Genomic DNA, 15238 nt, shown 5'->3' on the forward strand with positions numbered 1-15238 from the left:
CCCGCACCACCACATTCGCGTCCAGGGCCTCGTTGACCCGGGCCACCGCCCGCGTGGCCAGCAGCGAATTACCGCCCAGGGCAAAGAAATCGTCGTCCAGACCCACCCGCTCGGCACCCAGCAGCCCTGCGAACACATCGGCGACCGCCTGCTCGATCGGCGTGCCAGGAGCACGGAATACCGCCGTGGCCCCGAGGAATTCGGGGGCCGGCAGCGCCCGGCGGTCGAGCTTCCCGTTCGGGGTGAGCGGCAAGGTCTCGAGCACGACGATCGCGTCCGGGATCATGTAGGAGGTGAGGAATCCGGCGACCCGGCGACGCAGCGCGGCCGGATCCAGCTCCGAGTCATCCTCGGGCACAACATAACCCACCAGACGATCGCCCGCGTGCTCGTCCGCACGCACCACGACGACCGCCTGACTCACCCCCTCGCAGGAACCCAGCGCCGCCTCGATCTCACCGAGCTCGATCCGGAATCCGCGCAGCTGCACCTGCTGATCGCCGCGCCCGGCGTACTCGAGCGCGGCCGCACCGTCGCGCCCGGCCCAGCGCCCGAGATCCCCGGTGCGGTACATGCGAGATCCCGGCTCCCCGAACGGATTCGCCACGAAGCGGGTCGCGGCCAGACCAGGCCGCCCCAGGTAGCCCCGCGTCACCTGCCCGCCCGCGACGTACATCTCCCCGGCCACGCCGACCGCCACCGGATGCAGGCGGTCGTCGAGAACATAGGCCGCCAGGCCCGGCAGGGCACGGCCGATCACGCTGGCGGGGTTGTCCGCGAGCCGGTCGTCCACCACCAGATGAGAGACGTGCACGGTGGTCTCGGTGATGCCGTACATGTTCACCAACTGGGGGGCATCCGAGGCGTGCCGGTCGTACCAGCGCCGCAGCTGCCGCAGATCCAGTGCCTCACCGCCGAAGACGACGTAGCGCAGGGCGAGTTTGCCCGCGCCGGAGTCGGTTTCCGCGCCCGTCTCGCGCGTGTGCGCGGTGCGGTCGGCCTCGGCGAGCTGATAGAACGCCGAGGGCGTCTGGTTCAGCACGGTGACCTGCTCGCGAATCAGCAACTCCCGGAACTCCTCCGGCGACCGCGACGTCAGGTAGTCCACGACCACCACGGTGCCGCCGGTGGCCAGCGCGCACCACAGCTCCCACACCGAGAAATCGAACGCGTAGGAGTGGAACAGCGTCCACACGTCGGTCTCGTCGAAATCGAACAGGGGCTGGGACCGGGCGAAGAGCTCGGCCACATTGGCGTGCGTCACCCCGACTCCCTTGGGCACGCCCGTCGAGCCCGAGGTGTAGATGACGTACGCCAGATTGCCGGGCCGCAGCGGAGAAATACGATCCGGATCCCCGATCACCGCGTCGTCGAACTCGTCGCAGTCCTCCAGCAGCAGCACCGGAATGTCGCTGTCCGGCAATTCTTCCCGCGCCTGCTCGGTCGTGAGGATGCACGCCGGGGACGCGTCGGCGAGCATGAACTCCAGCCGCGCGGCCGGATACGAGGTGTCGATCGGCAGATAGCCGGCCCCCGCCGTCAGCACGCCCAGCAGCGCCACCGGCAGCTCGTGGGTCCGCGGCATCGCCACCGCCACCAGCGTTTCCGGCCCCGCGCCCCGGGCGATCAGCGCCCGCGCCACCCGATTCGCCCGGCGCTGCAGCTCGCCGAAGCTGAGCGCAGCGTCCCCGTGCCGGATGGCCACCGCGTCCGGGCGCCGCCGCACTTGCTCGGCAATCAGCTCGGGTAGCGTCACCGACGGGACCCGCGCGCTCGTCGAATTCCACGCGTGCAGCACCGATTCTCGCTCACCCGGCGCGAGCACGTCGATGTCGCCGACCACCGCGCGGGGGTCCGCGACGACTGCAGCCAGGACCCGCTGGAATCGTTCCGCGATGTCGCGCACGGTGGCCGCGTCGAACAGGTCCGTCGCGTAGGTGAACGTCGCGGCCATGCCCTGCGCCGTGCCGCGCTCGTCGATCCGTTCCGCCAGGGTCAGCTGCAGATCGAATTTCGCCAGGGCGGTATCGAATTCGACCGCGGACACGGACAGATCCGGCAGCTCGAACCGCGGCTGCGCCATGTTCTGGAAGGTGAGTGCGACCTGGAAGAGCGGATGCCGCGCCGCCGAGCGCACCGGATCGAGCAGTTCCACCAGCCGCTCGAACGGAACATCCGCATGCCCGAACGCCTCGACATCGGCCCGGCGCACCGCGGCCAGCAACTCCTCGAAGGCGAGCGCGGGCTCGACCTGCGTCCGCAGCACCAGCGTGTTCACGAACATCCCGATCAGCTCGTCGAGCTGCGCCTCACCCCGCCCGGCGATCGGCGTGCCCACCGCGATGTCTCGCGCCCCCGACAACCGCGCCAGCAGCACCGTCAGCGCCGCGTGCACCACCATGAATAGAGTCGAATTATGATCGTGCGCAACATTATTCAGTCCGGCGTGCACGTCCGCCGGGATCTCGAAACCGACGACGGCGCCCAGGGGCGACAACGCCGCGGGGCGCGGACGGTCCGTGGGCAGGTCCAGCTGTTCGGGTAGGTCCGCCAGCTCTCGGCGCCAGAATTCGACCTGCCTCGCCAGCAGCGACGCCGGATCGTCCTCGGTGCCCAGCACCTCGCGCTGCCAGAGCGCGTAATCCGCGTACTGCACCTCCAGCGGCGCCCATTCCGGCTGCCCACCCCGGACCCGCTCCAGGTAGGCGGTCATCAGGTCCCGGGTCAGCGGGCCCATCGAAAAACCGTCCCCCGTAATGTGATGCACGACGCAAACCAGGACGAACTCCCCGTCCGCGGCGCTCAGGGACCCGCGCAGGGCATCGGCGTCAGCCTCCGGCACGGCGGTGCTCGCGCTCGACACTTCGATCTCCGCACCGGATCCGGTACCCGATGCCGCCGTATCGTCCACACCTGATGACGTGCCCTCTGGCGCAACGGGGAGGGCCCGTGAATCCGAGAGCTGCCCGATCCGTATCAGCCGCAACCGGACCGGCGGAGCCGCAGTGACATCGAAGCCCTCGGTCACCGCCCCCGCGACCAACTCCGGCACCCCGGCCTCATCGGCGTCGACCACCGAAAGCTCCGGCACCGCACGCACATCCGACACCGGCAACACCAACTGCTGGCCTTCGCCGTCGACCTCGGGATACACCGTGCGCAACACCTCGTGCCGCGCCACCACATCCCGCACCGCCGCACGCAAAGCATCCACATCCAACCGGCCCGACAACCGCACCGCGACCGGAATATTGTTCACCGCACTACCCGGATCGAACCTGTTCAGGAACCACATCCGCTGCTGCGCATACGACAACGGCACCCGCTCGGGCCGCTCCATCGCCCGCAACCGCAGCCCCGCGGCCGAACCCGAATGCCGCTCGACATGCTCGGCGAATCCCGACACCGAAGACACCTCGAACAGCAGCTGCACCGGCACCCGCAGTCCCAGCGCCGCACCGATTCTGGCCACGGCCTGCGCCGCCAGCAGCGAGTTGCCGCCCAGTTCGAAGAAGTCGTCGTCGGCGCCCACGCGGCTCGAGATCCCGGCCGGACCGACGAGACCGGCGAACACGTCGGCGACGATCTCCTCGACCGGCGTCGAGGGCGCACGGAACTCCCGGGACGCGAACACCGGTTCGGGCAACCGCGCCCGGTCCAGCTTGCCGACGGGGGTCAGCGGAATCTCGTCCAGCGCCATGATCGACGCCGGAATCATATGCGCGGGTAGCGATTCTGCCAGGAAGTCGGCAACCCGGCGGGTATCCACGGTAGCTCCGGCCCGCGGCAGCACATACGACAGCAGCGCCGTCGTGCCCGCGGGCAGCGCGCGCCCGATCGTGACGGCGTAGTCGATATCGGGATGAGCGGTGAGCGCGTTGTCGATCTCGCCCAGCTCGATCCGGAATCCGCGCACCTTCACCTGGAAGTCCGAGCGGCCCAGGTAGCCGATGGTTCCGTCGGATTCGTTGCGGCGCACCAGATCACCGGTCCGGTACAGGCGCAAGCCGGGCTCGAAGGGGCTGGCCACGAACCGCTCCGCGGTCAGGCCCGGACGCCCGAGATATCCCTGCGCCAGCGCGGGACCCGCGAGATACAACTCGCCGATCACCCCGTCGGGCACCGGCCGCAGCCGCGAATCCAGCACGAAGGCGCCGACTCCCGCGATCGGCGTGCCGATCGTGATCGGTCCGCCCGCGATCATCGCGGCGGTGGAGGTGGCCAGAATCGTCGCCTCGGTCGGGCCGTATCCGTTGTAGAACAAGCGATCCGGCCGCGCCCAGCGCTGCACCAGCTCGGGTCCGAAGGTATCGCCCGCGACTATGACGACCTCGAGGTCGTCCAGGCCCGTGGGATCGACCGATTCCAGCGCGCCGGGCGTGATCAGCATGTGCGTAACCCGCTCGCGCGCAATCAGGTCTGCCAGCTCGAACCCGCCGAACACCTTCGGCGGCGACACCACCAGCGTCGCACCCGAGGAGAACGCCAGCATCAACTCCAGCACGGACACATCGAAATTCGGCGAGCACACGTGCAGCACCCGCGAATCGCCGCTCACCCCATAATGTTCCCGCTCGGCGACCACGAGTGAACCGAGCCCGGCATGGGTGACCACGACGCCCTTGGGCCGTCCGGTCGAGCCGGAGGTGTAGATAACGTAGGCGGGATGTCCCTGCTGGATCGCACGAACCCGGTCGGCATAGGACACCGGATGGCCCGCGTGCCCCGCGATCCTTTCGGCCGTCTCCGGGACGTCCAGCTCGAGCCACGGCACGCCGTCGCCCAGTACCGCACGATGCGCCGACATCGTGACGCCCAGCACCGCGCCGGAATCCGACACGATGTGCGCGATACGCTCCGCCGGATAGGACGGATCGACCGGCACATACGCCGCTCCGGTCTTGGCGATCGCCCAGACCGCGAGCACGGATTCGATCGAGCGGGCGATGCCCAGTGCCACGACGTCGCCGGCGCCGACCCCGTGCGCGATCAGCTCGCGCGCGAGCCGCGAGGATGCCTCGTCCAGCTCACGGTAGGTCAGCCGGCGCGTCGCGGAACCGTCACCGGCGGGATCGAACGAGATGGCCACCGAATCCGCCGAGGATTCCACCGCCGCCGTCAGCAACTGCCCGAACTGGACGACCGCCGACTTCCGGCGACGGGAGGTCCGTGGAGGGCGGCGCCCCCCGGTAGTCATCGGCACTACGACACCTTCCCCACCGTGCGGCGGACCTTCCATCTAAACAACCCAATGTCCGGTATATCCGTACACCTGTCCGGATGTTACCGAACTGCAAGTTTAATTTTGTACAGCCGACAGGGCGATACCAGGTGCGCATGATGCGGCCCGACCGGCGGAAATGGTTGTGTTGGGTGGTGTCGAACGGACCCCCTTCCCCGCGGTTGGGAGGCTCACCCAACCGCCGACACATCCTAAATTCCTGAGATAACAGAGATTTCTGTTATCTCAGGAATTTATGTACAGTGAGAGCATGTCGCTTGATGATGAGCTCACCTTCGTCGACGGGATCGGACGGCACTTCGCACGCCAGAACGGGCTGCCCCCGATGACCGGACGAGTGATCGGCTGGTTGCTGATCTGCGATCCGGCGCAGCAGACCATCGCCGAAATGAGCGAGGCCCTGCGGGTGAGCCGCAGCGCGGTGGCCGCCGCGATCACACAGCTCGAAGAGTGGTCGTGGATCCAGCGTTCACGCGCGGCCGGGGAACGAGTGGATCGGATCAACCTCGACCCCACCATCTGGCTGCGCCTGCTCGACAAGAGCGAGGAATATCGTGCGCTCGGTGCGATCGCCCAGCGTGGACTCGACCTGCTGCACGAGGCATCCGACGCGCGCCGGGCCCGGCTGGCCGAGGCAGCTGCCTTCGCCGAATTCATCACCGAGCGGATGCCCACGATCGCCACGGAATGGCAAGTTCGCCGGGACGAACTCCGCGCCTCGGGAACCCTCCCCACGTAACGGGACCCCAATAAGCACCAGCTCACGGACACCCGATCGGTGCCCGCGATGCCCCATGCCCGAATCCGGGCTCCGACTGCCTGACCGCCAACACCCCGATGAACAAAGGAGATCCCCGATGACCTTCGACCTTGCCGCTTGGCAAGAACGTCTCGACGAAATGTGCGCGACGTACCACATACCCGGCGCCTCGCTGGCGGTGCTGACCGACGGCACGATCCACGAATTAGCCAGTGGCGTACTGAATTCCGCGACCGGCGTTGCTGTCACGACGGACTCGGTGTTCCTGTCCGGCTCGACCGCGAAGGTGTATACCGCCACCCTTATCATGCAGCTGGCCGACGCCGGAAAGCTCGATTTGGACGCGCCTGTAGTGCAAATTCTGCCCGAATTCGCGACACCCGACGCGGACGCCACACAGCGGATAACCATCCGTCAATTGCTGAGCCATACCGGCGGAGTCACCAATGACTTCAACTACGACTCGGGCCGGGGCGACGACTGTCTGGCCAAGTATGTCGCGGCTGCACGGACAGTGCCGCTGGACCTGCCACCCGGCACCGCCTATTCCTACGGCAGCCTCGGCTACGTCGTACTCGGCCGCATCATCGAAGTGGTCACCGGATCGACATGGGACCGGGCGCTGGCTGACATGATCTTCACGCCGCTGGGTCTGCAGCGCTCGATGACGTTGCCGGAACAGGCACTTCGCTTCCGGGTAGCAATGGGACACACTACCGGTCCGAACCCCGAGCCCGCGTCGGCATGGGACGTCATGCCACGATCGGCCGGGCCGTATGGCAGGGTCATCGTCTCCGCCGCCGACATGGTGCGCTTGGCCCGCATGCACATTGATGGCGGCATCGCTTCCGACGGCACCCGATTGCTGTCGGCCGAGGCGGTGACAGCGATGCAACGACGTCAGATCGACACCCCGGACAAGTGGACGATGTCCGCCGATGGCTGGGGGTTGGGGTGGGCGCTGTACGACTGGGACGGCATCACGGGATATGGACACGACGGCAGCGCGGTCACCCAGCACTCCTATCTTCGCGTCGTCCCGTCCGCGGGCGTGGCCGTCGCCCTGCTGATCAACGGCGGCGAATTCACCCGGCTGTACTCGACACTGGTCGGCCGGCTACTGACGGAACTGGCCGGAGTACGCATGCCCGCCCCATTCGCGCCGCCCGCGAACCCGCCCGCGGTCGATATGCAAGCCCTGGTCGGCGTCTACCAGAGGGAGGGCGTGCGGATCACCGTGGACGACAGCGACGGCCCTGCGCGCATTCGCTACGAATTCATCGATGGCATGAAAGGCCTCGCACCGGCCTTCGAGACGACGCTGACTCCCGTGTCGGACACCGTGTTCGCCGCCACCGGTGGCCCGGACGGCGAGGACTACACGCCCGTGGTCTTCGCCATCACAGCCGACGGCACCCCCTGCGTCTACGTCAGCATGCGGGCCACCCCCAAAATCGCCTGATTCTCGATCGAGGAACTGATGAAACTCCAGAAGTTTGTCCTGACCACCGCCTTCGCACTCACCGTGACAAGCGCCGGGACGGCGGCCGCCGATCCGGGGCCCGCAGCTGGCCGCGTCGCCTACACAGCACGCACCACCGAGTCATCGGCGATCATCACCACCGACACCGGTTCACTGGCCGTCGACAATGGCGTATTCGAGGTCAAGGCCCCCAACGGTGTAACCCTCGCCGGTACCAAATTATCTTTCCGCGTAGACGATTTCACCTTTCCAATCGACGCGCGGATCGACGGCCACACCGCGGTGCTGACACCTCGGCTCGAACCGAGCCGTGCGGTGTACCAGCCTGCCGCACTACCTTTCGAGGATTCCGCCAACTGGAAGAGCCCCTACGATCGTGAGACGGCCGCTTGGAATCGCTTGGTCAGCACGATCAGTGTCGGTGCGGTAGCCGGTACCCTGCTGGGCACCATCGGCGGCGCAGCCGCTGGCTGCGCCCTGGGTGCGATAGCGGGCGCGACGGTCGCCGCGGCCACCATCGTCGGCCTGTTCGGACCGGTGCTGCCGATCGCCGTCGCCGGCTGCCTCGGTGGCATCGCCGCGCTCGGCGCGGTGGGTACGGTCGCGGGTGAGTTACTGGTAACGGCTCCGATCGCTATCGCGGGGGCCGTTCAGTACTTCACGACCATCAATCAGCCCTTCACACGCCCGAACCGGTAATAACGAGACTCGAATCTGGTGAGACGAAAGCGACCCGGAACCTACTGGTTCCGGGTCGCCTACTTGGTAGCGGGAACAGGATTTGAACCTGCGACCTCTGGGTTATGAGCCCAGCGAGCTACCGAGCTGCTCCATCCCGCGTCGTGATTACTACCTTACATGAACCCCTCCGCCACACCGAATCGCCAGGTCAGGCCTTGCGGACACGTGCTTGCTCCCCCGGAACCGGGGCATCGACGCCGTAGGTCTGCCGCGGAGCGCAGCCACCACATCGTGCAGGACGGCCTCGGCGCCGCCGGGGTGTTTCGGCGCACGGCCGAGTTGTACACCTCCGCAACGGATTCGCCCGCTGCCCGCCTCCACCGCGGATCGACTGATCGAATTGCGCCGCCGCACCGGGCACACCTTTCCGGTGCGGCGCGATCTCGGCGAGAGCCACACCGTACGAGGCGGTTTCGGACCGGTGGTGAATGTGCTCCGGATCACCGAGAAGCTGCGCGTGGGCACGCTCGAGGCGCGGCCCTGGCGAACCGCCTCAACACCCTCGCCATCCCCGCAACGGTCGTCTATCGCAGCGGCACCCACGCCTGGCCTACTGGCAGGACGACCTGCACAACTCCTGGCCGCTGTTCGCCGCCGCGCTGGCCGTCTGAACTCGGCCGGGTCAGGACTCGTCGAGGATCCGCGCGCCCGGCACCGGGCCGCTGGCCGTGCGCACGCTGCGGCACACACCCGCACCGGAGAGTTCGGCCGCCACCTCGATCGCGGCCTGTTCGCTCTCGCACAGGAATGCGCACGTGGGGCCGGAACCCGAGACCAGCCCGGCCAGCGCCCCGGCCGTGGTGCCCGCCCGCAGCGTGCGGCGCAGATCCGGCCGCAGCGACAGCGCCGGGGCCTGCAGGTCGTTGCCCAGCAGCGGGGCCAGCTGCGCCGGATCCCCGGAGGCCAGGGCCTGCAGCAGTTCCTGCGGTTCGCCCAGACGCGGCGGATCACCGTGGTCGCGGAGCCGGTCGAGTTCGCCGAAGACCACCGGGGTGGACAGCCCGTCCCGCGCGAGCGCCAGCACCCAGTGAAAGGTGCTGCGCGACAACACCGGAAGCAGTTTCTCCCCGCGCCCGCGCCCGAGCGCGGTCCCGCCCGCGAGCGAGAACGGCACATCGCTGCCCAGTTCGGCGGCGATCGCGGCGAGCTCGTCGCGGCTGAGGCCGACCTCCCACAGCGCGTTGAGCCCCACCAGGGCCGCCGCCGCGTCCGCACTGCCACCGGCCATGCCGCCCGCCACCGGAATGCCCTTACGGATCGCGATCTCCACCAGCGGCGCCCGCCCGGCCACGTGCGCCAGCCGCACCGCGGCCTGCCACACCAGATTGGTCCGATCGGTCGGCACCTCGCCGGCGCCCTCCCCGCTGACCCGCACCGACAACGACGAGGCGGGGGTGAGCTCGATATCGTCGCTCAGCGACAGCGCCTGGAAGACGGTGGTCAGCTCGTGATACCCGTCCGCACGCAGGTCACCCACCCCGAGGTGCAGGTTCACCTTCGAGGGCGCCCGCACGACCACAGGGCTGGGGACAACAGAAAGCACGGGCTCCAAGGGTAATGGGCAGCGGGGACATCCGCCGCCGCGGCGGCCGCCAACGCGCCGCCGGCCCGGGTCGAGTGGCTCGGATCACTTGCCCCAGGTACCCATGGGGGGTATGTTGAACATCGTTCGAGGGGATACCCCCTCACCGTATGGCACACGAAGGAGTCGATCATGTCGACCAGCACCTACACCGTCACCGGGATGACCTGCGGACACTGCGTGTCCTCGGTGCAGAAGGAGATCGGCGGCATCGAGGGCGTCACCGGCGTCGAGGTCGACCTCGCCAGCGGCAGGGTCGAGGTCACCTCGCAGGCGCCCGTATCCGACGAGGCGATCGCCGCCGCCGTCGACGAGGCGGGCTACCAGCTCGCCTGACCTCACCCGCGCCGCCGCACCGGCGACCGTCGCGCCCGTACCGCCACACCGAAGGAGGAGTCCCGGATGACTACACCCGTCGCCGAACGATCGATCGAATTGGATATCGGCGGGATGACGTGCGCCTCCTGCGCGGCCCGGATCGAGAAGAAGCTCAACCGGATCGAGGGCGTCACCGCGGCCGTGAACTACGCCACCGAGAAGGCGAAGGTCAGCTTCCCGGACTCGGTGACGCCCGCGCAGCTCATCGCCCGGGTCGTGGACACGGGTTACACCGCCGAGGTGCACGAGACGGCACCGGCTGCGGCACAGCCGGATTCGGTGCCCTCGCCGGCCACCGCACTGCGTAACAAGCTGCTGATCACGCTGGCGCTGTCGGTGCCCGTCATCGCGATGGCGATGGTTCCGGCGCTGCAATTCCGGAACTGGCAATGGCTTTCGCTCACGCTGGCCGCGCCGGTGGTGTTCTGGGGCGGCTCCGGATTCCACCGCGCCGCGTGGACCAACGCCCGGCACGGCGCCTCCACCATGGATACGCTGATCTCGCTGGGCACCCTGGCCGCCTTCGGCTGGTCGGTGTACGCGTTGTTCTTCGGCGATGCCGGAATGCCAGGCATGAAGCACGGCTTCAGTTTCGCCGTGGAGCGCGGCGGTGCGGCCTCCAATATCTACTTCGAGGTCGCGGCGGGTGTCATCGTATTCATCCTGGCCGGAAGGTATTTCGAGGCGCGTTCGAAGGAACGGGCCGGATCCGCGCTGCGGGCGCTGCTGGAAATGGGCGCCAAGGATGTCGCGGTGCTGCGCGATGGCACCGAAATCCGGGTTCCCATCGGGGATCTGCGTCCCGGCGAGCTCTTCCTCGTCCGTCCCGGCGAGAAGGTCGCCACGGACGGCACTGTGACCGAGGGTAATTCGGCCATCGACATGAGCATGCTGACCGGCGAGTCGATTCCTGTGGAGGTCTCGCCCGGCGATCCGGTGGTCGGCGCCACCGTGAACGCCGGCGGCGTGCTGACCGTGCGCGCCACCCGGGTCGGCGCCGACACCCAGCTGGCACAGATGGCCGCCCTCGTCGAGCAGGCGCAGAACGGCAAGGCACCCGTGCAGCGCCTGGCCGACCGGGTCGCCGGGATCTTCGTGCCGATCGTGCTGGCGGTCGCGGCGCTCACCCTGATCGCCTGGCTGGTGTCGGGGGCGGCGGTGGCCGCCGCGTTCGGCGCCGCGGTGGCGGTGCTGATCATCGCCTGCCCGTGCGCGCTGGGCCTGGCCACGCCGACCGCACTGCTGGTCGGCACGGGCCGCGGCGCCCAGCTCGGCATCCTGATCAAGGGCCCGCAGGTGCTCGAGTCGACCCGCCGGATCGACACCGTCGTCCTGGACAAGACCGGCACCGTGACCACCGGGACGATGACCCTCGCGGACGTGATCCCCGGCGCCGGAACCGATCCGGAGGAACTGCTCGCGGTGGCCGCCGCGGTCGAACACGGCTCGGAGCATCCGGTGGCGCGCGCGGTCGTCGCGGGCGCGGCGCACCGCGGGCTGACACCGGATCCGGTGCAGCAGTTCGTGAGTCACGGCGGCAAGGGCGTGCAGGGCCTGGTCGGCGAGCGGGCGGTCGTGATCGGCCGCGCCGAACTGCTCGACGACTGGTCGATCGCCGTGCCGGATGCGTTGGCGCGGGCCAAGTCCGAGGCCGAGGCGGCCGGGCGGACCGCGATCGTCGTCGCCTGGGACGGCAGTGCCCGCGGCGTGCTGGTGATCGCCGACGCGATCAAGTCCACCAGCGCCGACGCCATCGCCGAGATGCGGGCCCTGGGCCTGACCCCGGTACTGCTCACCGGCGACAACGCCGCCGCCGCGCGGACGGTCGCCGACCGGGTCGGCATCGACGAGGTGATCGCCGAGGTGCTGCCCAGCGACAAGCTCGACGTAGTCAAGCGCCTGCAGGACGAGGGCAAGGTCGTCGCGATGGTCGGCGACGGCGTCAACGACGCGGCCGCACTGGCCCAGGCCGACCTGGGCCTGGCCATGGGCACCGGCACCGACGTCGCGATCGAGGCGGGCGACATCACCCTGGTCCGCGGCGACCTGCGCACCGTTGGCAGCGCCATCCGCCTCTCGCGGGCCACCCTGCGCACCATCAAGGGCAATCTGTTCTGGGCCTTCGGCTACAACGTCGCCGCGATTCCCCTGGCGGCGGCGGGCCTGCTGAACCCGATGCTCGCCGGCGCGGCCATGGCCCTGTCCAGCGTCTTCGTGGTCAGCAACAGCCTGCGCCTGCGCCGCTTCCACGGCTGAGCCGACCGCTCGCCACCAGCTCCGCACCCGTTCCAGAGACTTGGGACGGGTGCGGATCTATATCTGCCGTCCGACAGCGCGCCCAGGCCCCAACACACACGGTGGCGGCGACGTGGTCTGAACCAGACAGCGACCAATCGCCGTGGCGGCCCGCTCTCCATCGAGCAGCCTCGTCCCGTGCGCGGACAGATCCGGAATGCGACCGACGACGGATCAGCGCTGCGCGGCGAGGCGGACGAAGGCGGCGGTGTCGAGGGTTTCGCCGCGGGCCGTCGGATCGATTCCGGCGGCAACCAGCAGCTTTTCCGCCTCGGCGGGCGAACCGGCCCAGCTCCCGAGTGCGGCACGTAATGTCTTGCGGCGCTGAGCAAATGCCGCGTCGACGACCGCGAACACCCGCCTGCGGTGCGCCTCGTCCATCGGCCACGGGGGCTCGGTGAAGCGATCGATGCGGACCAGTCCGGATTCCACCTGCGGAACCGGCCAGAACACCTGCCGCCCAACGGATCCCGATCGTCGGACCGACCCGAAGAAGCCTGCCTTCACACTCGGCACCCCGTAGATCCGCGAACCCGGCTCGGCCGAGAGCCGGTCCGCCACCTCGGCCTGCACCATCACCAGAGCCGTTGCGATGCTGGGCAGTTCGGCCATCAGATGCAGCAGCACCGGCACCGCGACGTTGTAGGGCAGATTCGCGACCAGCGCGGTCGGCACGGCGGGCAGATCGCCCGCGTGCACCCGCAGCGCATCGCCCGGCACGACCGAGAGCCGATCGGCGAGCCCGGCGGCCCGATCGGCCACCGTCTCCGGGAGATGCTGCGCCAGTACCGGATCGAGCTCCACCGCGACCACGCGGTCCACCACGTCCAGCAGCGCCAGCGTCAGCGACCCCAGCCCCGGACCGACCTCGAGCACCACATCCTCGCGCCCCACGCCCGCCGCGGCGACGATCCGCCGCACGGTATTCGCATCGTGGACGAAGTTCTGCCCCAACTGCTTGGTGGGCCGCACCCCGAACCGCTCCGCCAGCACCCGTACCTCGGCCGGACCGAGCAGTTCGGCCTGACCACGGGCGACGACGATAGGTTCGGACATGCCAGCAAACCTATCAAGCCCGCCGACCGGACGGTCCAAGCATCACCTAGCTCCGGCGCATCATGATGCCGAGGTAATGATGCCATGATGCTTACATGTTCAAAGAGGCGGTCAACGACGCAGTTCGGCGCTCGATAGCGACCCGCCAAGCCGCCAACGCCGAGTTCCGGACGCCGACTTTCAGCGTGGGCGTGCCGACAGTGAACCTCGATCGCGCTCTGACGTTGGCAGCCGATCTCGACGACGACGAACTCATCCGAAAGATGCCGACGGGCAAATGATGTACGCGCGCTACGGCCGGGTCGGCGTGGCGTGGACGCGGGCGACGAAGGCATCCATCGCGGCATACATCTGCGGGTTGAGCTCGCAGTGCTTCCCCTTGCCGACCACCGCGCGGAAGTCCACGCCGTTCGCGACGAACTGCGCGGCGAGCGCGGCGTGGAACGGCGGCGGGATCACATTGTCGGTCACGTTGGTCAGCAACAGGATCGGAGCGTTGTAGCCGCTGGTCGGCACGGCCATGTACGAGTCGAGTGCGGCCTGGAACGAGGGCGTGGTCAGCTGGCGCGAGAGCAGATCGCCGATCGAGGCGCCGCGGACCTGCTTCACGATCCCGGGCAGGCACAGCGCGCCGGCGGAGTCGAGAACCTCGCGGCCCCGGGGGCTCAGATAGCTGTCGACGTTCGCCTCCGGGTGGGTCTCCCGCAATCCGACCAGCGTCATCGCGATGAAGGCGGTGGTGGCGTCGCCGCCGACACCGGGCACCTCCGACACCCAAGGACCGCCCGCGGGCAGCACCGCCTCGAGGTCCGATTCGGGGTCGATGGTGATCGTGCCGCGGAAGTCCAGGTCGGGCGCGTAGGTCCGCTGCAGGTGCCCGGCGCCGAGCGCGGCCTGTCCGCCCTGCGAGGTACCGGTGACCACCCAGGTCCGGGACAGCGCCGAATTCGCGGCCCGGGCCGCGCGGACGAGATCGATCGTCGAGGTGGCCTCGGTCCGGCGCTCCAGATACGGGTGCGGTCCGGTGTCGAAGCGGCCGAGCCCGAGGTAGTCGGGCGCGACGACCGCGAAACCCTTCGATACGAAGTACTGCAGCAGCTGGTCCTGCGCCGAGTTCTCCCCGGCCATGGGCCCGGGCGCGGACATGCCCCCGCATCCGGAACCGAGCCCGGAGGTGCCGTGGTCGTAGGCCATGATCGGCCAGCCACCGGCGGGCGCCCGCCCGGGCGGGACGAACAGCGCCCCGCTTGCCCGCCGCGGCGCGCCGTCGGATCCGGTCATCCAGTAGTCGATGACCGAACCGCCGGACAACCCGTGAAATCCGGCGGGCTTCGGGTCGACGCCGATGACCGATCCGGGCGTGCCGGTGGTCGGCGCCGCCTCCGCGATCACCGGAGTAGCCGCGGCAGCAAGGGCGAGCGCCCCTGCGAGGATCGTGCGTCCCCAGCCACCCGTCAGTCGCATCCGAACTCCTCATAGTCCTATCGGGCCAAATCCGGGCGGAGCGTATCGATCGTTCCTGAGACGCCATTGTGAGCAGACGCGACAGTGGAGGCGGCGCGGCACGCCGGAGCGGGGCGGGAGGTCATAGGCACCGCGGCGCGACGGAGGTCAAGATCACAACACACCATTGACGCGGACTGATACGGGTTCTAGTTTTCTGACACAGCGGTATGCGACGGTCCCCGGGGCGCCACACAC

10 protein-coding genes and 1 tRNA gene are annotated in these 15238 nt (G+C 68.9%); 6 read left to right on the forward strand and 5 right to left on the reverse strand.

All coding sequences use genetic code 11. The annotated features are described in order from the left end of the window. A partial coding sequence (locus KO481_RS42210; RefSeq protein WP_215924328.1) for a non-ribosomal peptide synthetase occupies window positions 1-5197 on the reverse strand: 5197 nt, incomplete at its 3' end. Window positions 5198-5492: 295 nt separating this feature from the next. Between KO481_RS42210 and KO481_RS42215 the strand changes: the two genes are divergently transcribed. The 3 genes from KO481_RS42215 to KO481_RS42225 all read left to right on the forward strand — a co-directional run bounded on the left by KO481_RS42215 (window position 5493) and on the right by KO481_RS42225 (window position 8184). Beyond that, on the forward strand, window positions 5493-5981 hold the full coding sequence (locus KO481_RS42215; protein ID WP_215924330.1) for a GbsR/MarR family transcriptional regulator: 489 nt from the start codon (window positions 5493-5495) through the stop codon (window positions 5979-5981). Between the two features lie 118 nt (window positions 5982-6099). Next, window positions 6100-7464, forward strand: coding sequence for a serine hydrolase domain-containing protein (locus KO481_RS42220; protein ID WP_215924332.1), 1365 nt, complete (start codon window positions 6100-6102; stop codon window positions 7462-7464). 18 nt (window positions 7465-7482) lie between these two features. Then, window positions 7483-8184 (forward strand): DUF8020 domain-containing protein, encoded by a 702-nt coding sequence (locus KO481_RS42225; RefSeq protein ID WP_215924334.1) that lies wholly within the window; start codon window positions 7483-7485, stop codon window positions 8182-8184. A gap of 64 nt (window positions 8185-8248) precedes the next feature. On the opposite strand, the gene KO481_RS42230 is transcribed toward KO481_RS42225, so the two are convergent. Both KO481_RS42230 and KO481_RS42235 read right to left on the reverse strand, forming a co-directional pair. Further along, a tRNA-Met gene (locus tag KO481_RS42230) sits at window positions 8249-8325 on the reverse strand. 523 nt (window positions 8326-8848) lie between these two features. After that, the gene (locus tag KO481_RS42235; RefSeq protein ID WP_215924336.1) at window positions 8849-9769 is read right to left on the reverse strand and encodes a 4-(cytidine 5'-diphospho)-2-C-methyl-D-erythritol kinase; all 921 of its coding nucleotides are present in this window, start codon (window positions 9767-9769) and stop codon (window positions 8849-8851) included. A gap of 171 nt (window positions 9770-9940) precedes the next feature. On the opposite strand from KO481_RS42235, the gene KO481_RS42240 reads away from it, so the two are divergent. Then, window positions 9941-10144 (forward strand): heavy-metal-associated domain-containing protein, encoded by a 204-nt coding sequence (locus KO481_RS42240; RefSeq protein ID WP_215924338.1) that lies wholly within the window; start codon window positions 9941-9943, stop codon window positions 10142-10144. 66 nt (window positions 10145-10210) lie between these two features. Next, on the forward strand, window positions 10211-12442 hold the full coding sequence (locus tag KO481_RS42245; RefSeq protein ID WP_215924340.1) for a heavy metal translocating P-type ATPase: 2232 nt from the start codon (window positions 10211-10213) through the stop codon (window positions 12440-12442). A gap of 213 nt (window positions 12443-12655) precedes the next feature. Here the strand turns inward: KO481_RS42245 and rsmA are convergent, their stop codons facing one another. Beyond that, the gene (gene rsmA / locus KO481_RS42250; RefSeq protein WP_215924342.1) at window positions 12656-13537 is read right to left on the reverse strand and encodes a 16S rRNA (adenine(1518)-N(6)/adenine(1519)-N(6))-dimethyltransferase RsmA; all 882 of its coding nucleotides are present in this window, start codon (window positions 13535-13537) and stop codon (window positions 12656-12658) included. A 95-nt stretch (window positions 13538-13632) separates the two neighbouring features. Between rsmA and KO481_RS42255 the strand changes: the two genes are divergently transcribed. Then, window positions 13633-13818 (forward strand): hypothetical protein, encoded by a 186-nt coding sequence (locus tag KO481_RS42255; RefSeq protein WP_215924344.1) that lies wholly within the window; start codon window positions 13633-13635, stop codon window positions 13816-13818. 10 nt (window positions 13819-13828) lie between these two features. On the opposite strand, the gene KO481_RS42260 is transcribed toward KO481_RS42255, so the two are convergent. Then, on the reverse strand, window positions 13829-15001 hold the full coding sequence (locus KO481_RS42260; RefSeq protein ID WP_215924346.1) for a lipase family protein: 1173 nt from the start codon (window positions 14999-15001) through the stop codon (window positions 13829-13831). Between the last annotated feature and the right edge of the window lie 237 nt (window positions 15002-15238).

This window comes from Nocardia albiluteola (assembly GCF_018860155.1).
Taxonomy (GTDB): domain Bacteria; phylum Actinomycetota; class Actinomycetes; order Mycobacteriales; family Mycobacteriaceae; genus Nocardia; species Nocardia albiluteola.